Annotated in this window: 24 protein-coding genes, 1 pseudogene and 1 riboswitch; of the genes and pseudogenes, 7 read left to right on the top strand and 18 right to left on the bottom strand. The window is 55.5% G+C overall.

Annotated features, from left to right (window positions below):
- The first annotated feature begins 38 nt into the window (after window positions 1–38).
- From WG938_RS09625 to WG938_RS09615, 3 genes are all read left to right on the top strand, one after another.
- Window positions 39–1,361 (top strand): acetyl-CoA C-acetyltransferase, encoded by a 1,323-nt coding sequence (locus WG938_RS09625; protein ID WP_339979982.1) that lies wholly within the window; start codon window positions 39–41, stop codon window positions 1,359–1,361.
- A 99-nt stretch (window positions 1,362–1,460) separates the two neighbouring features.
- Window positions 1,461–2,804 (top strand): 3-oxoacyl-ACP reductase, encoded by a 1,344-nt coding sequence (locus WG938_RS09620; RefSeq protein WP_339979981.1) that lies wholly within the window; start codon window positions 1,461–1,463, stop codon window positions 2,802–2,804.
- Between the two features lie 43 nt (window positions 2,805–2,847).
- On the top strand, window positions 2,848–3,876 hold the full coding sequence (locus WG938_RS09615) for a MaoC/PaaZ C-terminal domain-containing protein (RefSeq protein ID WP_339979979.1): 1,029 nt from the start codon (window positions 2,848–2,850) through the stop codon (window positions 3,874–3,876).
- A 183-nt stretch (window positions 3,877–4,059) separates the two neighbouring features.
- Here WG938_RS09615 and WG938_RS09610 read toward each other — a convergent pair whose 3' ends face one another.
- The 3 genes from WG938_RS09610 to purB all read right to left on the bottom strand — a co-directional run bounded on the left by WG938_RS09610 (window position 4,060) and on the right by purB (window position 7,214).
- Entirely contained in the window at window positions 4,060–4,746 is a 687-nt protein-coding gene (locus tag WG938_RS09610; RefSeq protein WP_339979978.1) for an RBBP9/YdeN family alpha/beta hydrolase, read from the bottom strand.
- 72 nt (window positions 4,747–4,818) lie between these two features.
- Window positions 4,819–5,640 carry a MerR family transcriptional regulator gene (locus tag WG938_RS09605; RefSeq protein ID WP_339979977.1) on the bottom strand — a complete coding sequence of 274 codons (822 nt, stop codon included), beginning with the start codon at window positions 5,638–5,640 and terminating at the stop codon, window positions 4,819–4,821.
- Between the two features lie 143 nt (window positions 5,641–5,783).
- Window positions 5,784–7,214 carry an adenylosuccinate lyase gene (purB, locus tag WG938_RS09600; RefSeq protein WP_339979976.1) on the bottom strand — a complete coding sequence of 477 codons (1,431 nt, stop codon included), beginning with the start codon at window positions 7,212–7,214 and terminating at the stop codon, window positions 5,784–5,786.
- A 62-nt stretch (window positions 7,215–7,276) separates the two neighbouring features.
- Here purB and otsB point away from each other — a divergent pair, with 62 nt between their 5' ends.
- Window positions 7,277–8,074, top strand: a complete 798-nt coding sequence (gene otsB, locus WG938_RS09595) for a trehalose-phosphatase (RefSeq protein ID WP_339979975.1) — start codon at window positions 7,277–7,279, stop codon at window positions 8,072–8,074.
- Window positions 8,075–8,115: 41 nt separating this feature from the next.
- On the opposite strand, the gene WG938_RS09590 is transcribed toward otsB, so the two are convergent.
- From WG938_RS09590 to thiO, 5 genes are all read right to left on the bottom strand, one after another.
- Window positions 8,116–8,433, bottom strand: coding sequence for a DUF2853 family protein (locus WG938_RS09590; RefSeq protein WP_339979974.1), 318 nt, complete (start codon window positions 8,431–8,433; stop codon window positions 8,116–8,118).
- Between the two features lie 124 nt (window positions 8,434–8,557).
- Window positions 8,558–9,787, bottom strand: a complete 1,230-nt coding sequence (gene moeB, locus WG938_RS09585) for a molybdopterin-synthase adenylyltransferase MoeB (protein ID WP_339979973.1) — start codon at window positions 9,785–9,787, stop codon at window positions 8,558–8,560.
- The gene (locus WG938_RS09580) at window positions 9,787–10,602 is read right to left on the bottom strand and encodes a thiazole synthase (protein ID WP_339979971.1); all 816 of its coding nucleotides are present in this window, start codon (window positions 10,600–10,602) and stop codon (window positions 9,787–9,789) included. Before WG938_RS09580 ends, moeB begins: the two co-directional genes overlap by 1 nt.
- A gap of 28 nt (window positions 10,603–10,630) precedes the next feature.
- Window positions 10,631–10,861 carry a sulfur carrier protein ThiS gene (thiS, locus tag WG938_RS09575; RefSeq protein WP_339979969.1) on the bottom strand — a complete coding sequence of 77 codons (231 nt, stop codon included), beginning with the start codon at window positions 10,859–10,861 and terminating at the stop codon, window positions 10,631–10,633.
- A gap of 76 nt (window positions 10,862–10,937) precedes the next feature.
- Window positions 10,938–12,098 (bottom strand): glycine oxidase ThiO, encoded by a 1,161-nt coding sequence (thiO, locus tag WG938_RS09570; protein ID WP_339979967.1) that lies wholly within the window; start codon window positions 12,096–12,098, stop codon window positions 10,938–10,940.
- Window positions 12,090–12,193, bottom strand: a riboswitch (TPP riboswitch). It overlaps the preceding gene by 9 nt.
- Window positions 12,194–12,209: 16 nt before the next feature.
- Between thiO and WG938_RS09565 the strand changes: the two genes are divergently transcribed.
- Window positions 12,210–12,998, top strand: a complete 789-nt coding sequence (locus tag WG938_RS09565) for a thiamine phosphate synthase (RefSeq protein ID WP_339979966.1) — start codon at window positions 12,210–12,212, stop codon at window positions 12,996–12,998.
- Between the two features lie 15 nt (window positions 12,999–13,013).
- Here WG938_RS09565 and WG938_RS09560 read toward each other — a convergent pair whose 3' ends face one another.
- The 5 genes from WG938_RS09560 to WG938_RS09540 form a co-directional block, all read right to left on the bottom strand.
- Complete coding sequence (locus WG938_RS09560) at window positions 13,014–13,673, bottom strand: potassium channel family protein (RefSeq protein ID WP_339979965.1); 660 nt, start codon at window positions 13,671–13,673, stop codon at window positions 13,014–13,016.
- 59 nt (window positions 13,674–13,732) lie between these two features.
- Entirely contained in the window at window positions 13,733–15,058 is a 1,326-nt protein-coding gene (locus WG938_RS09555) for a TrkH family potassium uptake protein (protein WP_339980052.1), read from the bottom strand.
- A 227-nt stretch (window positions 15,059–15,285) separates the two neighbouring features.
- Window positions 15,286–16,473, bottom strand: a complete 1,188-nt coding sequence (locus WG938_RS09550) for a CaiB/BaiF CoA transferase family protein (protein WP_339979964.1) — start codon at window positions 16,471–16,473, stop codon at window positions 15,286–15,288.
- Between the two features lie 2 nt (window positions 16,474–16,475).
- Window positions 16,476–17,567 (bottom strand): acyl-CoA dehydrogenase family protein, encoded by a 1,092-nt coding sequence (locus WG938_RS09545; protein ID WP_339979963.1) that lies wholly within the window; start codon window positions 17,565–17,567, stop codon window positions 16,476–16,478.
- Entirely contained in the window at window positions 17,567–18,703 is a 1,137-nt protein-coding gene (locus WG938_RS09540; protein WP_339979962.1) for an acyl-CoA dehydrogenase family protein, read from the bottom strand. Before WG938_RS09540 ends, WG938_RS09545 begins: the two co-directional genes overlap by 1 nt.
- Before the next feature lie 167 nt (window positions 18,704–18,870).
- On the opposite strand from WG938_RS09540, the pseudogene WG938_RS09535 reads away from it, so the two are divergent.
- Window positions 18,871–19,044: pseudogene (locus WG938_RS09535) on the top strand (helix-turn-helix domain-containing protein); the annotation flags it as partial.
- A 60-nt stretch (window positions 19,045–19,104) separates the two neighbouring features.
- The gene (locus WG938_RS09530) at window positions 19,105–19,593 is read left to right on the top strand and encodes a hypothetical protein (protein ID WP_339980057.1); all 489 of its coding nucleotides are present in this window, start codon (window positions 19,105–19,107) and stop codon (window positions 19,591–19,593) included.
- On the opposite strand, the gene WG938_RS09525 is transcribed toward WG938_RS09530, so the two are convergent.
- The 5 genes from WG938_RS09525 to WG938_RS09505 all read right to left on the bottom strand — a co-directional run bounded on the left by WG938_RS09525 (window position 19,578) and on the right by WG938_RS09505 (window position 24,317).
- A complete protein-coding gene (locus WG938_RS09525) occupies window positions 19,578–20,390 on the bottom strand; it encodes a crotonase/enoyl-CoA hydratase family protein (protein ID WP_339979960.1) in 813 nt (270 codons plus the stop codon). The genes WG938_RS09530 and WG938_RS09525 overlap by 16 nt on opposite strands.
- Before the next feature lie 82 nt (window positions 20,391–20,472).
- The gene (locus WG938_RS09520; RefSeq protein ID WP_339979958.1) at window positions 20,473–21,756 is read right to left on the bottom strand and encodes a TRAP transporter large permease; all 1,284 of its coding nucleotides are present in this window, start codon (window positions 21,754–21,756) and stop codon (window positions 20,473–20,475) included.
- Window position 21,757: 1 nt separating this feature from the next.
- Window positions 21,758–22,369 (bottom strand): TRAP transporter small permease, encoded by a 612-nt coding sequence (locus WG938_RS09515; protein WP_339979957.1) that lies wholly within the window; start codon window positions 22,367–22,369, stop codon window positions 21,758–21,760.
- Window positions 22,366–23,493 (bottom strand): TRAP transporter substrate-binding protein, encoded by a 1,128-nt coding sequence (locus WG938_RS09510; RefSeq protein WP_339979956.1) that lies wholly within the window; start codon window positions 23,491–23,493, stop codon window positions 22,366–22,368. The genes WG938_RS09515 and WG938_RS09510 overlap by 4 nt, the downstream gene beginning before the upstream one ends.
- A 218-nt stretch (window positions 23,494–23,711) precedes the next feature.
- Entirely contained in the window at window positions 23,712–24,317 is a 606-nt protein-coding gene (locus WG938_RS09505) for a hypothetical protein (protein ID WP_339979955.1), read from the bottom strand.
- Window positions 24,318–24,376 lie beyond the last annotated feature (59 nt).

Genomic DNA, 24,376 nt, shown 5'->3' with positions numbered 1-24,376 from the left:
TCAAGTCACATGCGAGGGACCCGGAAGGTACCAATTCCATGACGAATCAGACCACCAATTCTTCTCTCCGCCGCGCTGTCATCGTCGGCGGCAACCGCATCCCATTCGCGCGTTCCAATAAGGAATATGCCAACGCATCGAACCAGGACATGCTCACCGCAGTTATCGACGGCCTCGTCGCTCGCTACGGACTCGCCGGCGAACGACTCGGTGCAGTTTCCGCTGGTGCAGTGCTCAAGCACTCCCGCGATTTCAATCTCACTCGCGAATGCGTTCTCGGCTCAGCATTGTCCCCTGCCACCCCAGCATTCGATGTGCAGATGGCCTGTGCCACGGGCATGGAGGCCCTGAACTCGGTGTCAAACATGATCAAAATGGGGCAGATCGACTCCGCCATTGCTGGTGGCGTAGACACCACCTCGGATGCACCTATCGCCGTTAATGACCGTCTCCGCAAAATCCTGCTGGAAGCCAGCCGTAAGAAGAAGCCACTCGACATGGCGAAAGTATTCGCCAAGGTACGCCCCGCTGATCTTGCTCCCGAACCACCGTCAACGGGCGAACCTCGCACTGGCCTGTCCATGGGCGAGCATCAGGCACTGACCACTGCCAAGTGGGGCATCACCCGCCAGGAGCAGGACGAAATCGCAGCTGCGTCACATCAGAATCTTGCCCGCGCGTACGACGAAGGTTTCTTTGCCGACCTCATCACCCCATTCAACGGTGTCACCAAGGACACGAATTTGCGCGGGGACTCGACCGTCGAAAAGCTAGGCAAGCTGAAGCCGGTATTCGGTCGCGGTCTCGACGTGGAACCAACGATGACCGCAGGCAACTCCACCCCGCTTACCGACGGTGCATCCGCCGTGCTGGTTTCTTCCGTGGAGTGGGCGCAAGAGCGTGGCCTGCCGGTCCTCGCAGATGTGGTGGATTCGGAAGCTGCGGCAGTTGACTTTGTTCATGGCGACGAAGGCTTGCTGATGGCGCCTGCCTACGCCGTGCCACGCCTGTTGGCCCGCAACGGCCTCTCATTCGATGACTTCGATTTCTTCGAGATCCACGAGGCTTTCGCTGCTACCGTCTGCGCCACCATGAAGGCGTGGGAGGACGAGGAATACTGCCGCGAGCGCCTCGGACTCGACCAGCCACTCGGTTCCATCCCACGCGAAAAGCTCAACGTCAATGGTTCGTCCTTGGCCTGCGGCCACCCATTTGCAGCAACTGGCGGTCGCATTACCGCATCGCTGGCAAAGATGCTGCGTGCCAAGGCTGACGAAACCGGCACCACCACTCGCGGACTTATTTCCGTATGTGCAGCAGGCGGCCAGGGTGTCGTCGCAATTCTTGAAGCACGCGTCTAGCCGCAATTCCGCATCGTTCTCAGTACTCAGAGCACTCACAGCAATCACAGCAATCACAGCAATCAGAGAACTTTCACTCACCACCAGGAGTCGTACACCATGGCCGATAAGTACCAAGAACTCGTAACCGGCGGTCCCCTCACTGGCTTTGCCAAGGCTGCGGGATTGCCACAGCCACCGCTTCTTCGCCGTCACAAGGTTGGCGATCCCCTCCTCCGCAACGACATCGTGTTGGTCACGGGCGAGGGTGCGGATGCAGACGCCGTCGCAAAGCAACTTACCGATTGGGGTTTGCACGTTCGTCGTGGCTCCGCCGCCGATGACAAGATCGGCGCAGTTGTACTAGTGCTGACCGAGGCGCAGCGCCCCACCGATTTGCAAGAACCAGTGCTCGCTGCGGCAGGTCACCTACGCAAGCTGGATAAAGGTGGCAGGTTTATCACCTTGTCCCGAGCAAAGGGCTCCACTGATGACGTAGCTGTCGAGGCAGCGCGTGGTGGTGTCGAGGGGCTTGTCCGTTCGATGGGCCACGAAGTTCGGGGTGGCTCGACTGCGAACGGCATTCTGCTGGATGGCGATGTCAACGTGCTGGCACCATCTGTCATCGCGTCGCTGCGGTTCTTCCTGTCGGGCCGTTCAGCGTTCGTGGATGGCCAGTTCCTCCGCGTCTCTTCCGAGAATGGCACGCTGCCAGCCGATTGGGATCAGCCACTCGCAGGCAAGGTCGCCGCTGTGACCGGCGCTGCACGTGGCATTGGTGCGGCTATTGCGAAGCAACTTCACGACGACGGCGCGACCGTCATCGTCATCGATGTTCCTCAGGCCGGTGAAGCATTGTCGAAGGTTGCCAACGAGTTGGGTGGCCTCGCATTGCAGCTGGACATCACCTCCACTGATGCGGGAAATCAGATCGCCGATGCGGCGATGAAGCGCTATGGCGCGCTGGACATTGTGATTCACAATGCAGGTATTACCCGCGACAAGATGCTTGCAAATATGGATGAAGCAAAGTGGGCTTCGGTCATTGCTGTGAACATCGAGGCACAGCTGACCATGAACGAGCAGCTGCTGGCTCATGAGGCATTTCAGAAGTCGCCACGTATCGCGTCGATGGCGTCCACGTCCGGTATTGCGGGCAACCGTGGCCAAACGAACTATGCGGCGTCCAAGGCCGGAGTCATCGCGATGGTTGAGGCATCAGCTGCCGAGTTCGAGCGCCGTGGTGGAAACATCAACGCAGTCGCGCCGGGCTTCATCGAGACGGATATGACCGCTGCGATTCCATTCGTGAATCGTCAGGTCGCGCGTCGCGTGAATTCGTTGCAGCAGGGCGGGCAGCCTGGCGATGTTGCCCAGGCTATTTCCTTCCTCGTCTCCGATCAGGCTCTCGGTGTCAATGGCCATGTGCTTCGTGTGTGCGGCCAGAACATCGTGGGCGCTTAGCCGATGCTCTGTCGCGTATTGAACTTCCGAAAGGAGTTTCTCCATGGTTAAAACCTTGAAGGCCATTCCGTCGCTGGGCCCTCTCTATGCGAAGGCTGCTGCGGGCTCCGCAAAGAAGCGCCCTACGTCCACCGACGTAAAGGTGCCAATGCTCGCGGTGCATAACGTGGCAGTGTCGCGTTCTCGCGACGATAAGTTCCGCGATCTCGTCGGAGCTAGGACTGCAAGCGGTCTCGGCGTCGATGAGGCATTTTTCGGCCATGTCCATGCCCTGCTCATGCCAGTGCAAATGGAACTCATGGCTGCCGATGACTTCCCACTGCCCATGATGGGACTCATTCACACGTCGAACACCTACCGCCGTCTCGGTGCCGTAGAACTCGGCTCGACTGTCGACATCGAGGTCTCCATTCGGGAATTCCGCGCCCACCGCGCAGGAACCGAGGTAGTACTGGTTTCCACCGTCCGAGCTTCGCGTGACGACGACACCCACGAAGCAGCCACTCCAGAAAACACAGTGCTGCCGGAGATTCTCGTGGAAGAGGAATCCGTCTACCTGGCGAAGGGCGTGCGCTTGAAGGATGCCGCCGGGTTTGACGACGTCGAGAAGCAGCGCGCAGCTAGAGGGAACACTTGGCGTGAGTTGTTCGCTCCCCCGCTGCCAACTGCGCAATGGAAGCTAGCGAAGGATGTGGGGCGTCGCTGGGCTGCCGTATCCGGAGACTGGAACCCGATTCACATCAATGGTGTGGCAGCGCGGGCATTGGGTATGCCAGGAGTGATTGCGCATGGCATGTTTACGGCATCGAAGGCACTGGCTTCCTCTGATGTTCCTGCTGGTGAGCCATATGAGTTCGCCATTGACTTCGCGACCCCGGTCGTACTGCCAGCGTCAGTAATGCTGTCGATTACTCGTGCTGGTGAAGTTGCTGAGGGCACGGGAGCCGCAGGTGCTGGCGCTGCTGGTGCTGGCGTTGCTGATGCAGCGGATGCCCGCGGTGGCATGGACATTGTGGCATGGAATCGCAAGAAGAAGCGACCACACTTCACAGCGACCGTACGGGACATTTAGCGCACCTAATGCGTTGCGTGAACTTCGCGCAACGCCGGGATAGGGCCCACGCCAAAACGATCCACAACCATCCACAACCAGCCACCCGGCCAACCGACCCCCTGCCACCCCAGCTACGCCAGTCACCCCAGTCACATCGCCGCGACAACCAAAGCCGGCCGAAGCTGGGCCGAACGCTCCCAACTAGTCCAGCATCTCCATGACAAGATCGCGCACTTCCGGCACTTCGGTCACTCCATGCCCAAACAGGAAGTGCTTCGCGCCGGGCACCTCGACTGTTCGCACCGTCGTGTCCGTTCCCTCAACCGCCGCTTCCCAGCGCTTCGCCATCTCTTGGGAATTATGGATAGGCACCACGGGATCCTCGTCGGAGTGCACGATTGCAACATGACGAGTCCGACGCGCCACGCCGTCACTGTCAGCACCTTCACCGACGAAGCCATCGACCTCGGGAATTGCCTCAACCTTCTTGTCGAATGCCGTCACAAAAACAAGACCACGTGGCTTGTCTTCAGGGTGGTGCTCGATGTGGGAGATCGTCGCAACGCAACCAAGAGAATGCGCCACCACGATCGCATCATCCACAGAACCGACCTGTTCTTCGAGCGCCCGCTCCCACTCCGCGCGATCCGGATTCTTCGGCGACGGCAACGCAACCCGAGTCACCGGCAGACCAGCAGCGACCAGTTCATTTGCTAGCCACGGGTACCAGTGTTTCTCGGGATAACCACCGAAACCGTGCACGATTACGACACGACGCAAGCCAGCCAAGTCACGGCCATTCGGCGCGCGACCACCTAGTGTTTCTTCCAGTTCAGGGTGCGCTGCGAGGTATCCCTCTGGGACATCAGTGATTTCCGGATTCGTCATAGTGCAAACATATGTCGCAGATCACAGTTCCGTGGTGAAAACAAACGGATTTGAGTTGAATCAGGCGGATCCTCACCACGTCGCGGTGTCAGGATTGACACCATGCGCCCGCGCATCCGCCTCGATAGCTGCGACCAGCCACTCGACTGCACCTGGCACGCCTCCCTTGTCTTCGGATTCATATGCCTCGCGGAACCGCGAATCCGCGAGATACATCCTGGCCAAGCACATTTGCCGAGCATGTCCACACTCATAGTGTTTTTCAATCCCCGCTCGGTGCTTCGCCGAAATCTCACGCCCCTGCTCCGAGTCCGGGTTCGTGCCCGCGCGGACGGCTTCCGCAAGTGCTGCGACCAGCGCGTCCTGGTCTGCGTACATCTGCGCCCATTCGTCTTTCGTACGGTTCGCGTTGCGACGAGCGGACTCCGCGAATTCATCCGAGTCACCCCAGCGCTGCTCCGCTTCGTCAGCCCAGTCTTGTCGCCAGCCTCCGCCAAACTTTTCGGCTGCATCGCGGGCAGTCATCTTCTTATCCATGTCAATTGCCTCCAGAAGATTGTCGACTACGTCGATCATTCGGTGCAGATGCGAGGCACGTTCTTTCAGCAGGTGTCGCTGCCGAATGAGATGGTCTCGAGGATTAGTGGCACCGTCGACAAGTGTTTTGACTTCGTCGAGCGGAACACCGATTTCCCGATACACCAAGATCTGTTGGGCACGCTCGATATCAGCATCGAGGTAGAGACGATGGCCTGCTGCCGTGCGCCAGCTGGGCACGAGCAGTCCGATGGAATCCCAATGACGCAATGTTCGTGCTGTCACGCCAAGAACATCTGCGGCTTCACCTACCGTGAGCTCAGAGCCATCTGTGTAATCAATCTCTGTGTCTCGCATGAGACCAGTTCACTCCTTGACGCAGCGTTAAGTGCAAGTGGTTGACGGCCACAGCGCAGGCAAAGTAAACAAAGGGGCAGCCAGCAACAGCTGACTGCCCCTTTCGCTCTACCCCAGGCTTTCTACACCGCCAGGTATCGCAACTACAGAATCTCGCCTGGCTTGTATGCCGCAGCCTCTGGGTGCTTCTCAACCAGGGCGTTGACGCGTGCGCATACACGGTCAACCTGGGACTCTGCTGCACCGATGAATGCGTGACGGTCAGCCAATGCCTCAGTCAGGCCTGCTTCGTCCAAAGGAATGCGGGAATCTGCAGCCAGACGCTGCACCAAGTTCTGCTCCGCGCCCTTCTCACGCATATCCAATGCGGTTGCTACGGCGTGCTCCTTGATGACCTCGTGAGCCTCCTCACGGCCAACACCAGCACGCACACATGCCATCAGAACCTTGGTCGACGCCAGGAATGGCAGGTAGCGCTCCAGCTCACGGTCAATCATTGCTGGGAATGCACCGAACTCGTCCAACACAGTCAAGAATGTTTCGAACATGCCGTCCATAGCGAAGAACGCATCTGGCAGCGCCACACGACGAACAACAGAGCACGATACGTCGCCTTCGTTCCACTGGTTACCTGCGAGCTCCGACAGCATCATCATGTAACCGCGCAAAATGACCTGGAAACCAGTCACACGCTCACAGGAACGAGCGTTCATCTTGTGAGGCATTGCGGACGAACCGACCTGGCCTTCCTTGAAACCCTCGGTCACAATTTCGTTGCCTGCCATCAGGCGGATTGTGGTGGCCAGCGAGGATGGGCCAGCGCCCAGCTCGACCAGCGCAGACAGCGCATCGAAGTCCAGGGTGCGTGGGTAGACCTGACCGACCGAATCAAAGACACGGGTAAAGCCAAGACCTTCAGCGATTTCAGCTTCAAGTGACGCCAGTGCGGCTTCATCGCCATCAAGGAGATCCAGCATGTCCTGAGCGGTACCCATTGGGCCCTTGATGCCACGGAGCGGGTAGCGGTCGATCAATTCATTGACGCGCTCGATGCCCAGCAGCATCTCGTCTGCAGCAGATGCGAAACGCTTACCCAAAGTGGTTGCCTGAGCTGCCACGTTGTGGGAACGACCAGCCATGACCAACGACTGGTACATAGCGGCCTTTTCCGCGGTGCGCGCAACTACAGCCACTGCCTTGTCGCGAACAGCCTGCAAAGACTGCAGCATCTGCAGCTGCTCAACGTTCTCGGTCAAGTCACGCGAGGTCATGCCTTTGTGGATGTGCTCCGTACCCGCAAGGTCACAGAACTCCTCGATGCGGGCCTTGACATCGTGGCGCGTGATGCGCTCACGATTCGCAATCGACTCCAAATCAACCTGGTCCACCACGGCCTCGTACGCCTCGATGGTGCCCCCCGGAACCTCGATGCCACGAGCCTGCTGAGCCTTCAGCACGGCGATCCAGAGCTGACGCTCCAGAACGATCTTGTGCTCTGGGCTCCACAGCTGCGCCAGCGAAGCGGAAGCGTATCGGTTTGCGAGGACGTTTGCGATCTTCTTTTTCTCAGCCACGCTTCTAGTATTCCATGACAGCTGGATTACCTGGTCGACGGATTGGTGGAACACTGGAAACCATGAGTGAACGCGACGAACAGACAGCTCCCACCCCACCCACAACGCAGACCCCAGCCACGGCAGCCAACCTGCTCGTCGTGTCTGATTTTGACGGCACTCTCGCTGGTTACTCGACCCAGATTTATGACGTTCCTGTCCATCCGGACGCAATCAGCGCTCTGAACCGCCTCGCCACCATGCCACACACCAACGTAGCGGTGTTGTCTGGACGCGAGCTCGCGACTCTATCGACGCTTTGCCCCACTAGCGAAAAGGTCATGCTCGTCGGCTCTCACGGCGCTGAATCATCCACGCAGGCGGTGTCTCTCACGCCCGAGCAGCAGCAAATCTATGCGGAATTGCGAGACGATTTGGAGACGGTCGTCGCAAAGCATGAGGGTGCTTTTGTGGAGAAGAAGCCGGTGAATTTGGTGACACATGTGCTTGGCACACAGCAGCGTGATCCTGCAGAAGCTGAGGACATCATGGAGCGATCGCGTGCGCTGTGGGCGAGGAAGTACGCGGACCGTGAAGTGACGATGACAAATGGCAAGGGCATCGTCGAGTTCTCGATCCTGGACATCACAAAGGGAACGTGGATTGAGCGGGCAAAGGCCGACTTCGGGGCTTCCTGCGTCGTATTTCTTGGCGACGACGTCACCGATGAAAACGGATTCCGAGTGCTGGGCGACGGCGACTTCGGCATCAAGGTCGGAGACGGCGAAACCCTCGCACGCCACCGCGTTGCGGATATCGACGCTGTCGCCGACTATCTCACCGCGCTGGCTAATGCGAGGGCTACGTTCTTGTCTGAATGACGTCGTGTCTGCTTGATGTCACATCTGACCGACGCTCGCGACTACTTGAACACGTCCAGCTTGCCGAACTTCTCAGCCAGCAAGTAGTAGACAGCCAAGCGCCCGTTGACGGTACCGTCCTTCATCTTTTCGCCAACTTCAGCGATCGCGGCATCTAGCGTTGCGTCATCGTCGGTAAGGCCGAGCTTCTTCTTCAAGAAATTCTCACGCACAGTTGCCAGCTCAGCTGGATCGCTGAATGATACAAGCGATGAGTCACGCTTGCTCAGCACCAAACGGTACGTGGTGAGCATCTTCTCCAGCACCGCGTCATCTGCGTCGGGTGCGTACTTCTTGACATCGGCAATCCAGTCGGCCATTGTGTCCTCCTAGGTAGTGCTGGGCAACGCCAACCGACAACCAAACACAACTCTGTCGCTGCGACACCCATGTGGTTTTGAAAGCTATCGAAAAGCTTCATCTACCAGCATAGGTGCATTTGCTTTACGACGCTCCTGGCCCCGTCAACCACGCAAGAATTCCGCCATTGAGATTGTGCAGCCGGATTCCCCGTGGCGTTGTTGGATCCATCATGAAAATGTCAATGGCGTGTTGGGACCGCTGACCGGATCGGCAATTGACGATGACATCGGTGGCAGTAGCTACCGAATCGTCAAGCACAGACCGTGCGACCGCTGCCCATCCCTGCTGGCGAATTCGCCCCAGAGGAATATGAATGGTGCCATCAATTGCAGCTTGAGTCAGTTCTGGCGCTTCGCGTACATCGACAAGAATCGCTTGCACGTCGCTGCTCGACAACATGTCGGCTGCTTCATACGCCGAGATTCCATCCCTGATAGGCGCATCGGCAGTTTGCTGCTGCTCCTTCCGCTCCTGCTCAGATTCCTCTGCCCAGTACGCGGAGTCACCACATACGTCCTCGATATCCGACAAATCTGTGACCGGTTCCCTATCGGGATCGGCCGTGAATTGTAGAGTGCGAACTTCTGGCACGAGGACGTCGATAAGCAAAAGGCGCCCGATCGCTGGCTCGCCAACACCCGTCAATACTTTGATGGCTTCGATTGCCAACATGGAGCCGATTTGGCCAACCATCGCACCAAGCACCCCACCGGCTGCGCACGAAGGGACGGAGTCGGGGTCGGGAATGTCCGGGTACAAATCGCGGAGCATTGGCCCACGCCCGGGCCAGAACACCGACACTTGCCCTTGGAATTGCGAGATCGTTCCCCATACCAGGGGTGTCTTGGTGATTTCGGCGGCGTCGTTGGATAGGTACCGCGTCGCAAAGTTGTCGGCTCCATCGAGCACAATGTCGTGGTTCTCGAACAGTTCACACGCATTGTCCGGGTCGATCTTGCCGACGATCGCCTCAACCGACATTTCCGAGTCCAGTCGTAACACTGCGTCGCGCGCAGACTCGGCCTTCGGTCGGCCAATATCGCTTTCACGGTGGAGAACCTGCCGTTGCAGGTTGGATTCATCGACAGTGTCGTCGTCAATGATTGTGAGATGTCCGACCCCAGACGCAGCCAGATACAGCAAAACCGGCGACCCGAGACCGCCTGCACCGATGACAAGTACTCGAGAATTTCGCAGTCGACGCTGCGCGTCTCCGCCGAAGCCCGGCAAGGTCAAGTGTCGCGCGTATCTGCGCAGATCGCGCTCGGACAAACGCGGAAGTGGTACCGCGGTCGCTGGCTGCCTTGCCACTACAACGACTCTTCCTCGCGGGAGGTACCCACGCGTTCGGTGATGATGCCATCGAACGACGAGCTTGCCTGTGCCAAACGCCGTCGTGGGATGCGCCCTGCATTGCGAGCTGTGTAACCTGCCTCGACTCCGAACTTCATGGCGCGCGCCATGGCCACGGGGTCTTGTGCGCGAGTGACAGCAGATGCGAGAAGAACCGCGTCGCAACCGAGCTCCATGGCCAGCGCAGCTTCGGAGGCGGTGCCAATGCCAGCGTCCAAGATGATTGGTACCTGAGAGCGTTCCACGATGAGTTCAATATTGTGTGGGTTCAAAATACCCAGGCCAGTACCGATAGGCGAACCGGCCGGCATCACCGCAGCACAGCCCACATCTTCAAGTCGCTTAGCCAACGCCGGGTCGTCGTTGGTGTACGCAAACACAACGAAATTATCATTGACCAGTTCCTCTGCCGCAGCGACGAGTTCCACTGGATCTGGCAGCAGCGTGTCTTCGTCGGCAATGACTTCGAGCTTCAGCAGATTTGTCTCCAGCGCTTCCCTCGCCAGCTGTGCTGTCAACACTGCATCACGCGCGGTGTAGCAGCCAGCAGTATTTGGCAGCGCGGCAATGTTGTTGCGCTCGAGCATTGCAAAAATTGATTGCTGCGACCCAGCTGCGAAACGACGCATCGCGACCGTCGTCAGCTCCGTGCCCGATTCAATAAGCGCACGTTCCAGCGTATCCATCGACGTCGCGCCACCCGTGCCCATGATGAGGCGCGAATTCAGCCTCAACCCGCCAATGTTCAAGGTGCCTGCAGTGTTGTCAGTCATGATCAGAAGTCTCCTCTAGCTCTCGCTCTTAGCCGCCCTGCACTGCCGTCACAATGTCGATCTGCCCAGCTACCGGTGTTTGCGCCCACTGGGTTCGCCTGACGACGACCCCATCCACAGCAACCGCGATTCCCAAACGTGAACCATCTGCCGGCGTTCCATCGTTAGATAGCTCGCGACCAGAATGAGCAGTGACGAGGTCAAGAATCGTTTCGTTGTCGCGTGGCTCATATGCCTCGCCATTAACAGTGGTGGTCATGGTGGTGGCCTTTCGTGTCACGTCTAGTGGGGTGTCTTTTGGTCTAGTCACGATTGCGCATTACAAGGTTGCGCATTCACGGCCGGGCATCGCTAAAGCGCCACGGATCAACGGCAGTAGCAATGTCTTGATCAACGTCGTTGTCACACACAACGTCAGCGCCAATTAGGGAACCGACAGCAGCGAGCAAGATTCCATGTCGAAAGTATCCGGTGGACACCGTCAAGTGTGGGGCAACTCGACCGATCATTGGAACGTCGTCTGGAGAACCTGGGCGAGCGCGTGTCGTCAGTTCAGTAATTTCGCAATCGAGAATGCCCGGTACGAGCCGGTAGGCATCACGAAGAAGTTGGTGGACGCCCTCGGCAGACACACCCGACATGGAGTCTTCGCGGGAGGTCGCACCCAGAACAATTGAGCCATCTGCCCGAGGCACGATATACACCGGTCGGCCTTGCACAATGCCCCTAATTGTGCGAGTGACCAGTGGCTGCAGCCGCTGTGGCACGTTCATACGGATCACATCGCCATACACAGGGCGAAGTGGTAGCTCCAAGGTGTCTGGCAAACCGGCAATATCGCCAGTATTCAGCCCTGCTGCCAACAGGACTTCATCTGCCAGGTAGTCGCTGCCTTCGGTATCGCGTAGCCCAATGGCGCGATCGCCGTCGTAAAGAACTTCGGATACCTGAGCGCGAACGACCTGCTGCCGCAGAATCTTCAGCAGAGCAGTGGTAAACAAGCGGGGATCGATTTGATGGTCGCCGGGAATTTCGACGGCCCCGACACAACCTGGGCCAAGAGCAGGCTCAGCCCGGCGCGCAGCAGACGCAGTGATCCGACGTACTTCCATACCCATCTGGTGTTGCAACGACATCAGGTCGGTCAGCGTCTGTCGATCAGCTGCGTCACCAGCACACACAAACGTTTCGCTGTCGAGATAGCCGACATTCTCGCCGGATTCTTTGGCCACTGCCTGCGCAAATTCCGCGTACATCTCGCCAGAGGTAATCATCAACGGATACAGCGTCGGCTGATCCCACACCACTTCGCTGACGGGTGCAAGCATGCCAGCTGCGGCATAGGATGCGCCAGAAACCGGTTCGGCATCAAGCACAGTGACCTGCCAGCCACGGCGCAGCAACCGCCATGCAGTAGCCAGCCCAATAATGCCTGCACCAGCAACAACAACGGACTTCTGGTCTGACTGTTGCTCAGGCTTTGAGGCAGTGTCCACTGCCTTCCTCCCTCCGGCGGCATGACCCGCATCAGGTGTAGCGGTCGGCATTGCGCCCTCTCAGCCCCTCGGTCGAGGCTCCCGCGGAATTGTTACCCCTATCATAGGCCTATGGCTTCCGAACCTTTGTTACAGCCCATCACCGGCAACAGTGCGGTATCGCCTGCGCGTGAGCGTCGTCAAGCGAAGCTCCGCGAAGCCCGCCTCTACGTCTGCACTGACGCGCGTGCCGATCGCGGTGATCTACGCGAATTCCTGCACGCGGCATACGAAGGTGGCGTGGACATCATTCAGCTGCGAGATAAGAAGATCGATGCACGCAGCGAAATCGACGCCGTCGAAGTACTTGCCGACGTCGCCTCCGAGCATGATCGCCTCTTTGCAGTCAACGACCGCGCGGATGTAGCGGCCCTCGTCGATGCGGATATTCTCCATGTCGGCCAAGAGGATCTCACTACTGCGCAAGTGCGTCGTTTGCTTGGCGACGACATGCTCGTCGGGCGTTCCAACCGCAATGCGGACATGTTCGCCGAGTCTCTCGCAGACCCTGGTATCGACTACGCAGTGATCGGACCAGTATGGGCTACTCCAACGAAGCCGAATCGTGCAGCAGTTGGCCTCGACACTGTGCGAGCAGCAGCTGCAGCAGTCGCGCAATTACGTGCTGCCAGCTCAGCCGAAGCCGGCCAACGCAGCGTTGCTGACGTCACCGATCCGCGCCGGGCGGTCACTGTCGATCCTGTAAAGCCATGGTGGGCTATCGGTGGCATTGATCAGGAGCGGGTCGGCGAGGTCATCGACGCGGGTGCAGAACGCATCGTTGTGGTTCGTGCGATTACCGATGCTGCCAATCCGGAGGAAGCGGCGCGGATGCTGAAGGAAGCAATCACCCAGCGCTAAATGCCCGCTACTCCCCTAGTCACTAGCGAAGTCCTCCAGCTTTTCGACGGGCCCCGACACAATCAGCAGATCGCCAGCGTTGACGATATCGTCATCAAGTGCTGGCCGAAATCGTTCACACCGTGGACGCAGCGCGAGCACCGTAACGGGCGCAATCGCATTGATCTCGCTCACGTTCTTGCCCTGCACAGCAACGGGTGGCACGATCTTGGCGATTGCGAAATCACGGTCGAACTCCAGATAGTCCTGTACCTTGCCACCGATTAGGTGCGCGACGCGACGTCCGGTGTCTGCCTCCGGGCGAATCACGTGATGGACTCCGATTTGTCCAAGGATCTTCGCATGAGCTTGATTATCGGCCTTTGCCCAAATCAGGGGTACTCCCATATCGACGACCGCGGATGCGGTCAGCAGCGATGCTTCGATGTCGCTGCCGATGGCAATGACAACTCGCTCGGCTTCATGCACACCGAGCTGTCGCAGAACTTCCGGCTGCGTCGTGTCGGCGGTGACAACATGGTCGAAGGTAGCGGACAATTCTTGGACTACACGCTCGCGAAAGTCAACGCAGAGAACTTCGATACCGTTAGCACGAAGCTCTTCGCCAAGGGCCTGGCCGAAGCGGCCCATACCCAGAATGACCACGGGTGAGGTGTCAGCTCGACGTGAAAACATGAGGATCTCTCCTGATTAAAAGTGCGGGTAAGTCGCGGATGGGTAATTGCAGTGACGAGCTAACCGATAAACGGTCGTTCTTCCGGGAATTCGTAAAGCCGATTCTTCGTGCGTGCAGCCAACGCCGTCGCCAGCACGATGGGACCAACGCGACCAGCAAACATGAGCATGATCAACACACCTTGGGCGCCGGCGGGAAGCATTGGGGTGATGCCCGTTGACAAGCCAACGGTTGCAAACGCACTCACCACATCAAACGCAATCTGATCAGTGGTGAACTGAGGTGCCATGAACATGATGGCCACCAAACTGCCGATCGAGAGCACACCACCGAACGCAAAAACCGCCAACGATTGACGAACGATACGAGGGCTAATTTGTCGCTGCTGAATCGACACCGTTTTCTCACCGCGAATTTCCGCGAGCACCGCAGCGACGATGACGGCGACCGTCGTGATCTTCACACCACCCGCAGTACCACCGGAACCGCCGCCGATGAACATCAAAATATCCGTGCCGAGCAGTGTTGACGGATGGAAATCCAAATAATCCAACGCATTAAATCCCGCAGTACGAGGGCTCACGCCTGCGAAAAACGCGTTCAGCACCTTGGCCGGCCCGCTGAGTCCTTTCAACGCGCCGTTCCATTCCGCTGCAGCCACCAACACGAAGCCAGCGAGCACCAACATGGCGGTACCGATCCACGTGAACCGTGCTGTCAGACTCCAGCGGTGTGCTGGTTGTCCTTGTGCTTTACGACGGAATCGTCGAAAAGTTTCAAGTAAGACAGGGAAACCGATACCGCCGACCATGAGTCCGAATGCGAGTGGCAGGATCACCAGGGCATCGGTGTTGAAGCCGATGACATTGTCCGTGTACAGCGCAAAGCCAGCGTTGTTGAATGCGGAAATCGCGTGGAAAATGCCTTCCCAGATCGCACGCGGTAACGGATAGTCATAGGCGTAGTAGAAGCGGAAAGAGAGGAGGACAGCCAAGCACAGCTCGATTATCACGGTGAAAATGATGGTTGCGCGAACAACCCACGAAACTTCACCCAGATCGACACCGCGTCCCTCCACACGAGCGCCAGCGCGTCGGTTGATGCCGAGACGGCCGGCAACCATGAGACCAAAGATGGAGGCGATAGTCATGAAGCCTAGGCCGCCCAGTTGGATTAGGGTGATAATGACAAATTCACCGAATCCAGACCAATGAGTACCCGTATCAACGGTGATGAGACCGGTGAGACACGATGCCGAGGTAGCTGTAAAGAGGGCATCAAGGAAACTGGTTCGATCGCCCACTGTGCCACTACCACTGGTAATGGCATGTTCGGAGGTAGAAATCGGCAACATCAGCACGGCGGTGCCGATAGCAATAAGCATCGCGTAACAAACAACAACGAGCGTGGTTGGTTTCAACCGTGGTGGGAAGGTAACCGCGCGGAGATCGGAGTTGTCGTTTCGATGCTGACGAAACGTTTTCACGAATGGAGAGAGTAGACCTCTCTAGGGCTGCACACCAGCTTTTGTCGGATATGTCTCAGCGGGCAACAGAAGAAAGTATGAAGGTTGTCACTTTGATCTGCTGGCAGCGCTCTTTTTAGGCCTCTCTACTCGGCAATGCCCGCGACGACACGCGCCCCCATCAGCGCTTCGGATTCATCATCCGAGTAACCGAGTTCTTTCAAGATACTCGCACTATCAGCACCCTTTCTCCGTGGACCGAATTTGACTCTGCCCGGGTTTTCAGTGAGCTTGATTGGGATTCCTACGCCCGTATATCCCTCGATGTTCACCACCATTTGACGATGCAGTACTTGTGGATCCTGGAGTGCTTCACTGATCTGATTAACTGGACCTCCAGGTACACCGACCTCCGTCAGTTCGAGCGCAAGATCATCTCGGTACCAAGCTTGGACAAGCACGCTGATGCGCTCACGTAGTCGATCCCGGTTTTCCACCCTGGCTGGATTTGTTGCAAAGTCCGGGTCATCAGCCAAATCATTTGCACCGAGCACTTGCATTGCCGACTTGAACTGTCGATCGTTCCCTACACCTAAGAAGAAAGGACCATCCGCAGCCTGAAAAGTTTCATAAGGAGAAATCGTTGGATGGCAAACCCCTGTACGCTTTGGGTTTTCTCCTGAGGCGAGGTAAGTATAAGCGTGCGGATGCAAGATAGACATGGCATTGTCCAGGAGAGCCATATCGATCAATTGCCCTTTTCCACTGCGCTCACGAATATGAAGTGCCATAAGAATTCCAGATAATGCATTTTGACTAGTCACAATATCGACTAGTGGAATGCCAATCCTCATTTCTGGCCCATCGGGATCACCATTTATACTCATCAGCCCTGAACATGCCTGGATTACAGCATCATATCCTGGTGCTCCTCCAATCGGCCCGTCCGTTCCGTACCCTGTGATCCGACAATGTACTAAACGCGGAAAATCAGCTCGAATCACGTCATCAGTCAAGCCCCACTTTGCCAAAGTCCCAGCTTTGAAGTTCTCGATAAGAACATCGGCTCCTGAGAGAAGTCGCCGTAGGAGTTGCTGTCCATCTCCGGTACTGAGATCGGCCGATATGTTTCTTTTGTTGCGATTCAATCCTGTGAAGTATGCGCTTTGTTCTTCTCTAAAGAACGGGGGGCCCCAAAAACGAGTCTCGTCCCCACCGGGCGGTTCCACTTTTATGACATCCGCACCATGATCTGCAAGCATTTGAGCACACAACGGGCCTGCCAGCACACGCGAAATATCAATAACTCTTAGTCCATCTAGAGCGGAATTCATACTCACACCATCGCCGCCGGAATCTCAACTTCAACGCCTTCGACAATGTTTCCCCATACATCGTCGACGGCCCCGGTGTTCATTGCTTCACCCAACTTCTGCTCCCACGAATGTGGCGAGCCGAACTCGCCACGCCAGGTTAACGCCGCATTAGTGAACTTGTGGAGCGAATGTTCTTCCGTAGTACCCATCGCTCCCATCGCCTGGTGAGTATTCCTCACCACTATCGAAGTCGCTCGACCGACTACTGATTTTGCTACTGCTACATAAAAGGCACTATCAGTGCTGTCAAGATCAGTTTCGACCGCCTTCTTCAGAGCTACTTCTACTGCTGATCGAGCAAGCGTTGCCTCCGCAACTGCGTCTACAATCAAATTCTGAACTGATTGAAATCGAGCAACAGGTCGTCCGAACTGGTGGCGCGTAACAACGTGTTCCCTTGCCAGCACAGTTGCGGTTTCTAACGCAGCAACTACTTGAACGCTCCTAGCAAGAGCACCTCGAAGATAGAGCAAGTGAAACTTGGAATTCGAGAGCTCATGCCACTCAATTCCTGCTTCATTTGGCAGACTGATCTTCGAACGCGGCTCCTTCCCATAATGAGGAATGTCCTCAATCGATACCTTTCCCCTTTCGATATCTGCTACTTGCCACGAGGAATATCCGTCCGTATCCGTCTCCCCAAACGGGCGAACTACCACGATCCTATCCGCTTCTCTAACCCATGGTGCGCGATTACTGTGGCCTTGCCGGTTAAGGAACGCTACTGTTCGGATCGCATCGTCAACGGGAAGTCCCAACTGCTCCAACAACCATCCAGCTAACAGATCGGACTCCACATACGGAATAGGCAATCCCTGAGATGCAGCCGCTCGCGCCACGCAGGCAGCCTCACTCCAACTAGCTCCGGATCCACCAAGTTCTTCACTTCCTGTCAATCGAGCAAGACCCAGCTCAGACAACGTGTTCCACGTTTCTCGAAGAGTTTGCTCATCCAATGTGGCATTAGCGAACACGTCGTTTGCGAGATCTTCTAGCTCGCTGTCAATTTCGACAGACGAAACAACGCTGGCTGTTTTTTCCAAAAACTTCATTATCGCAGCTCCAATCCACGAGCGATTACTGTACGAAGGATCTCATTAGTTCCACCACGCAGAGTGAAACCAGGACGCTGAACTACTCCTGCGCGAAGTAGCTGAAGCAGTTGTGGCGAAACAGGGGAATCAGCATCAACACGTCGGTCGATGTCCTCAACGATGTCTCCCTCTGTGGCAGTACCCAGCAGTTTGACGAGCACTGCGGGCAAATCAGCTTGTCCTCCAGCTTGGAGTGTTTCAGCAACTTTGCTGGACATCCCATGGAGCCCGGCAAGTCGAGCCGCGTATTGTCCGATCGAATCGGTGCCTAAGATCTCGTGCTTTCTTTCCGAGCTCTCCGCTCTCCCCGATGAAGCCTCGGCAAACAGCCGGAAGGAAGACAAGAACCTTTCGGGTCCAGATCGCTCGAAAGCCAGTTCTGAATTGACTTGCTTCCAGCCTTTGCCCAGCTCGCCAAATACCATGTCATCGGGAACGAATACGTTGTCCATGATGACTTCACTAAAGTGTCGACTACCCGAAATTGATTCGATCGGCCGTATCGTTACGCCTTCACTCCTCAAATCCAAAAGAAACTGGGAGAGTCCAGCATGCCGATCAGATACGTCGAGGGGGGCAGTGCGAGCCAAGCAAAAGAACGCTTCCGAGTGTTGCGCTCCCGATGTCCAGACTTTGGTGCCTGTGATGTTCCAACCTCCGGCGGTTTTCACCGCCTTGGTCCGGACTGAAGCCAAATCCGAACCCGAATCTGGCTCACTCATCCCAATTGCGAAACATACTTCTCCTTCCGCAATCCGTGGTAAGTACTTCTTCTTCTGATCTTCGGAGCCGTGTGCCAACAAGGACGGTGCAATTTGCCGGTCCGCTACCCACTGCGCAGCTACAGGAGCGCCAACAGCGAGCAACTCTTCGGTTACGACAAACCGCTCCAAGAACGTCCGCCCATGGCCGCCATATTCCCGTGGGATCGTCATTCCCACCCAGCCTTGTTCAGCCAGCGACTTCGTAAAATCTTCGTCCCATTTTGTGAGCCACGTATCGATGCTCGGTTCAAATCGACCGATATCAATTTGCTCTCGCAAAAAGGAACGAACTTGTTGTCGAAGTTCCTTCAATTCTGTATTCGAAACCATCTTGACCTCCCGAAAATCATCACACGCTCTCAGCCAAAAGCTTGACACTTTCACACAGGCTGTTCTTCATATTATCGTAACCCTCTACGATATTTACCTACCTCTGTAAAGCTACCTCACTTTTGAAGATGAAAAGACTAGTTCACAAAAATTGTTAAGATTCGTTCATGTCTGAATCTCAACGACCTCGGCCACGCCACCGAACGGTCGACCGCATCGCGACAATCCTGGAGCTCGTAGCTCGATCTAGCGATGGGCTTTCGTTAACGGACATAGCCCATAAAGCGGAAATACCTCTATCAACAGCCCAGGGTCTTGTGAATGGACTGACCGCTACGGGATTCCTAGATGAAAATGAAAAGATATTCTCCCTGGGTATCGCACCTTATTGGCTCAATACCATGGCCAACCGACAAGCAATCGAAGGAATAACTCAGGGCACAATCGACAGCATTTTCGCGGAAACTGGCATGACCACAGTGCTATCGATCGCGGTAGACAACCGTGTCTTCTATTTGCACTCTGCTGCTGAAGGTCTAGCGCAGCAGTACTTGACACAAGATTTTCTCCCTCGGTCATTACTCCGAACCTCAGGAGGCTGGATCCTCCTTAGCGGATACTCTCGTGGAGATTTATGGGCCTTCTTACGCTCTCGCCCGGAAGAAGAACAACAATACGTCAACGCTTTTCTCACAGAACTCGAGCGAATTGCTGAAACTGGGGTGTGCGCTGCCCCAGGCGTCGCACCACGTAATGTCGATGGTGTCTCTGTAGCCGTGAAACACAAAAATCGTGTTGTTGCAGCACTCGGTATCATTGGAGAGCACGACGAGATCGATAGCCGTAAAGCTGAACTCGTCGAGATCCTCAACCGCTATTTGCCTAGGTAGCGCCCAGGTCGCTTCTCCACAAAGGCTTCGAGAGCTTCCTTATGGTCGAGCGTGTGATGAGACAACGCCTGCATCGCAGCTGACAACTCAAGAATGCTAGACAGACCCTGTTGTTGAGATTCGCGAAGTAGTTTCTTAGCCATCCTCACTGAATGAGGTGGATTTTTAGCGACTCTTTCTGCAAGCTCAATTGCAGCACTCAGGAGATCTTCTGGCTCAACTACGGCGTTCACGAGGCCCCATTCAAGCGCTTTTGCAGCCGTAACTCGATCACCTATTAGAGCCATTTCCGCAGCACGAGCCGGAGATAGAGACTTGGTTAGCAACCATGCCCCACCGTCTCCAGGAATAATGCCCAAGCTGACAAAACTTTCAGCGAACCACGCTCTGCTCGATGCAATTCGCATATCACACATCAACGAAAGGTCTGTGCCCGCACCCACAGCTGGCCCATTGACCGCCGCGATCACTGGGATTTCACAATCGTACAAAGCCAAAGGAATTCTCTGAATTCCATTCCGATATCCGTCTCGCAGCTCGTATGGCGATCCGCCGAACATTCCCTGACGGTTCTGCATGTCCTTGATGTTTCCACCAGCGGAAAAGGCAGGTCCTGCACCAGTCAGTACAACTGCACGCACCGCAGAATCGGCATTTACACGCTGGACGTTGTCGACAATGGCAGAGATTATTTCGGGTGATGAAATCGGGTTTCGCTCGTTCTCACGATTAAGCGTCCAAATTTCGACATGGTTACGTGTTTCGACTAGCACAGCAGGTTTGTTCTTCTGATCCATTCTTTTCTCCAATCAGAGCTAGATGTCATTGCTACTTCGTGTGCTTTTGAATTATCGACTGAAACAAACAGAAACGGCTCCGTTACATGAGCGCTGGCACCCACAGGACAAGATCAGGCCAGAAGAGGAAGATCGAAGCCATTGCTAGCATCGCTACGACGTAGGGGAACGCTCCTCGGAACACAGTCATCGGCGCGATATTTGCAGACTTTGACACAACGAAAACATTGATTCCCATCGGTGGCGTCACCATTCCGACTTCTGCCAGTAGCACCATGAAAATTCCGAACCAAATTGGGTCGTATCCAAGCTGCTCCACAACCGGCAAGATGATTGGCACAGTCAAGGCAATGATCGCAATCTGATCCATAAAGAATCCAAGAATCACATAGAAGACTGCGATCAGGCCCATAACAACGAGAGCTGGTAGCGCTGACTCTTCAATTGCATTGACGAGCGTCGGAGCAGCCCGCGTTTCCGTTAGGAAATGGCCGAGAACATGGGCGGACATAATGATTGCCAAAATCATTGCCGTAGACTTAACAGTTTCGACAATCGCCTTAGCGAAAGAGTTCCAAGTGAACTTCCCTCGGATAACCACTAACACCAGAGCTGTTAGGGCACCAAGTGCAGCAGATTCTGTAGGGGTGGCAACTCCGAGAAAGATGGTTCCGACTACTGCGACGAATACAACAAGCAATGGCGACGACTTCCACAGGTATGCCAACTTCTCGGAGTACTTCGAACGCTCGCCCGATGGCACTGATCCTTTATCCAGAAGCATGCCAACATACATCGTGAGAATCATCGCAAGTGCAATCAAGATTCCGGGGAAGAACCCCGCTATCAAAACATCGCCTACCGGCGCTTCAGCTGTAATTGCATAAAAGACCAAAATGATTGACGGCGGGATCATTGCAGCCAATGTCCCTACGGAAGCCACAAGTCCACTAGCTACTGTCGGACGATATCCCTCATTTATCATGCGGGTCGTCGACGTTTGTGCCAGCGTCGCCGCAGCAGCAGTCGAGGATCCAGACACCGCTGCAAATGCGGTTCCTGCCCCGACGGAAGCGACAGCCGTACCACCTGGCACGCGTCCAACCATGCTTCTAGCAGCATCAAACAGCGAGTCCAACAGTCCCGACATCAGCATGAATTGTGCCATAAGCATAAATAGTGGAATTGCGGTGAGAGCAGTACTCCTGACCGCGGTTACCGGAGCAGTGGCCATTACAGGCAGCAGCACATCAAAGCTTCCAAGTAGTAGCGTTCCCACCGCACCTGCAAAGAAGATCGAGAACGATACCGGAACGCGCAACATGATCAGAATGATCAACAGCGCGATGATCGATGCAAGCAACATGCTAGACCCCCTCCCCTGGCTCATAGTCAGTTGCGGGCACAGACCAACTGGTTGTTAGCTCTCGAAAGATGTCAATCATCGTCACAACGAGACCAAAGAAGGACCCCAATGGAACCATCGCTTTCCAAGTCCAGCTGGGCCACGGAAGCTCGGCCATTCCAGGAGGAATTTGTTCGTTAATCGAGATTGAAAAGGCCGTCGTCTGCCAGCCACTAATAAAAAGGGTAAGGAAGATCGCCGCAACGATTGTTTGAGCGACAAGCATCAGAACCTTCTGCATTCTCTTGGGAAATTTTCCAAAGAGTGACGCAACTGCAATATGCGCCCCAGATCGATAAGCCGTCACTAAGCCAAAGAATGCGATCGCCACCATCAAATATCGCTCTGAAAAGCCAATATTCCAACCTAAGGGTTTACTCAGGACGGATCGCATGAAAACTTCAAGGATTGTCAGCGCCCCACTCAGGACGATTGCAAGTCCTGCAAACAGAGCACATATGGCAGAAATGGCGTTCTGCACTTTATGGAGCATCGGGTAATCATCAGTAACGAATCCGAACATTGTTCGTTTCGCAGTGCCGCGATGTCCTGGGTGAACAATTACTGTGGTCACTTTGATTCCTTTTGAGATCGATGCTCATTGCGAGCTAATGCTGCTTCGTACTCTTTCAACACCTTGCCTGCTGGCTTACCAACGGATTCCAGGTCCTGTACCCACTTATTTCGGGTGGGTTCGAGTAGGGCCTCCCATTTATCAGCATCTTTCGATACATCAATGAGCTTCACATCTGCCTTACGCATTTCCTCTAGAGACCTGTCGACCGATTCATTAAGCTCAGCGCAAAGGTTCTCTTGACTTGCCGCGGATAGCTCGTTGATGAGGTCCTGTTGGTCTGCGCTCAGACTTCGCCACGTATCCTCATTCATCACATAGACTGAGGTAAAAGAGCCCAAGTTGGCTCCTGTTGTCGAGTATCCGATCACTTCTTCAAGCCCATACGGCGTGATAGATGTGGGAGAGGCTACTGTCCCCTCTACAGTTCCACGGGTCATTGCTTCGTAGAGGTCACCAATCGGCATTCCAACACCAGCTGCGCCCACAGCGTCAACAATGCGATCCTGGGCACCACCAGTTGATCTCTGCACTGTCCCTGCCAAATCAGCAGGAACATTGATCTCTCGATCTGCAGTCATCGCCTCATATCGTGGAATCACCCCAATCCACAATGGGTGAAGATTAAGTGGCTTGAATTCCTCTTCATAGAGGATTCCACCCTCAGTTATAAGGTCTTGCAGTGCATAGGCAGAGACGCACGCGTCATCTGACAGCCCCGCCAGATCTCCGACACTCGACAGTGGCATCTGGGAAGCGACATACGACGGTGAAATCACAGAAATATCTGCGACACCCCGACGCACGATTGTGGGCATATCCCATTGTTTTCCCAACTGCCCACTTGAGTAGTAATCAACGGCAAGCCCCACCTCCTCACCGTTTGCCTTGATTCCTTCGACAAATTGTTCGGTACCTCCGACCCCCATTGGATGAGTCAGGGAGAAACTATCTCCCATAACCAGAGTGAAAACTCCATCTTCAGCTTCATTGTCTGCTTCAGAAACACATGCCGAGGTAAAGGCAGTTACTGAAATGGCGAAAGCTGCAATCACCGTTCTCGCTTTTCGGCGTACGAGGTTCGACTCTGCTACACAGCCGATATCTGACTGAATTCTTCTCACACCTGCAACTCCTCACTAGCGATAAATCAGGAATGCCAGGAAGTGTCCAAAGTGCAAGCCTTCCCGGATTACGGTATTTCGTAGCCTAAGCCAACATAACGTAATGTGACATACCTTACATTCCCGGAGGGAGTAGTCAAGCGCTTTCTTTTGAATTAGAACACTTAGTATTGAGCACCCCTGCCACATGCAGATGGTCGTAGTATTCCCCGCCTAGCTCACCCGATTTCTCGATCGTGATTAAAACTCAAATCCTCCACCTGGCCAGCGCATTCATACAGTGCATACAGGCCACCGAATACGCCTGCAAAAAGGTTGATGAGCAGGCCTATCACCATAATTCCGCTTCCCCACGTAGCAACCTCGCCTACCTGAAACGAGCCCACCGGACCCGCCAGCACACCCGCAATGGCGATCACCATGCCCCACGCGGTGATCTGCCAGAGACCGCGAATTCGTTTGTCGGCAGTTGCTAACAGTGCTGGGCACAGTTCGACGCCGTGGCTGGAGGCGATCGTCACAAGCTGCGAAGTGATGCGAAAAGCCGACACTGCAAGGAAGGGCAACACCGCCCAACCCAGCATTGCCATTTCAGCCACATACCGATCCTCACTGAAGCTGAAGACTACCGACGCTGACGCGGCGACCACTAGCAACAGTCCTAGCAAGAAAGAAAGCAATGCGATTCCTTCAGTGCCTGACGACGAAGATTCTGCCTCGGCAGTAAAGGTTCGGTCAGCGAAAAGGGCCGACACAGGTTGCGCTGCAATTGAGGATGTTGGCTTGCTAGTTGGCTTTGGGGAACTGACAATCTCTGCGAGCATGGCGGCTTTCACTCATCCGTTCATCTACGGTTCTTTTCTTTACGTAGATGGGATGCAGC

The sequence above is a fragment of the Corynebacterium sp. H113 genome, assembly GCF_037572315.1.
Classification (GTDB): Bacteria; Actinomycetota; Actinomycetes; order Mycobacteriales; family Mycobacteriaceae; genus Corynebacterium.
Note: the sequence above shows the minus strand (reverse complement) of the source record. Positions and strands in the feature narration are given on the sequence as shown.

Coding starts and splice junctions, on each gene's coding strand:
- WG938_RS09565 (WP_339979966.1), top strand. CDS start 12,210: ATGGCTTCCGAACCTTTGTTACAGCCCATCACCGGCAACAGTGCGGTA.
- WG938_RS09520 (WP_339979958.1), bottom strand. CDS start 21,756: ATGTTGCTTGCATCGATCATCGCGCTGTTGATCATTCTGATCATGTTG.
- WG938_RS09505 (WP_339979955.1), bottom strand. CDS start 24,317: ATGCTCGCAGAGATTGTCAGTTCCCCAAAGCCAACTAGCAAGCCAACA.
- thiS (WP_339979969.1), bottom strand. CDS start 10,861: ATGACCACCACTGTTAATGGCGAGGCATATGAGCCACGCGACAACGAA.
- WG938_RS09580 (WP_339979971.1), bottom strand. CDS start 10,602: ATGACTGACAACACTGCAGGCACCTTGAACATTGGCGGGTTGAGGCTG.
- WG938_RS09550 (WP_339979964.1), bottom strand. CDS start 16,473: ATGAATTCCGCTCTAGATGGACTAAGAGTTATTGATATTTCGCGTGTG.
- WG938_RS09530 (WP_339980057.1), top strand. CDS start 19,105: ATGGCCAACCGACAAGCAATCGAAGGAATAACTCAGGGCACAATCGAC.
- otsB (WP_339979975.1), top strand. CDS start 7,277: ATGAGTGAACGCGACGAACAGACAGCTCCCACCCCACCCACAACGCAG.
- WG938_RS09605 (WP_339979977.1), bottom strand. CDS start 5,640: ATGCGAGACACAGAGATTGATTACACAGATGGCTCTGAGCTCACGGTA.
- WG938_RS09610 (WP_339979978.1), bottom strand. CDS start 4,746: ATGACGAATCCGGAAATCACTGATGTCCCAGAGGGATACCTCGCAGCG.
- WG938_RS09625 (WP_339979982.1), top strand. CDS start 39: ATGACGAATCAGACCACCAATTCTTCTCTCCGCCGCGCTGTCATCGTC.
- WG938_RS09560 (WP_339979965.1), bottom strand. CDS start 13,673: ATGTTTTCACGTCGAGCTGACACCTCACCCGTGGTCATTCTGGGTATG.
- WG938_RS09545 (WP_339979963.1), bottom strand. CDS start 17,567: ATGAAGTTTTTGGAAAAAACAGCCAGCGTTGTTTCGTCTGTCGAAATT.
- WG938_RS09540 (WP_339979962.1), bottom strand. CDS start 18,703: ATGGTTTCGAATACAGAATTGAAGGAACTTCGACAACAAGTTCGTTCC.
- WG938_RS09615 (WP_339979979.1), top strand. CDS start 2,848: ATGGTTAAAACCTTGAAGGCCATTCCGTCGCTGGGCCCTCTCTATGCG.
- WG938_RS09620 (WP_339979981.1), top strand. CDS start 1,461: ATGGCCGATAAGTACCAAGAACTCGTAACCGGCGGTCCCCTCACTGGC.
- WG938_RS09590 (WP_339979974.1), bottom strand. CDS start 8,433: ATGGCCGACTGGATTGCCGATGTCAAGAAGTACGCACCCGACGCAGAT.
- WG938_RS09525 (WP_339979960.1), bottom strand. CDS start 20,390: ATGGATCAGAAGAACAAACCTGCTGTGCTAGTCGAAACACGTAACCAT.
- WG938_RS09555 (WP_339980052.1), bottom strand. CDS start 15,058: ATGCTTATTGCTATCGGCACCGCCGTGCTGATGTTGCCGATTTCTACC.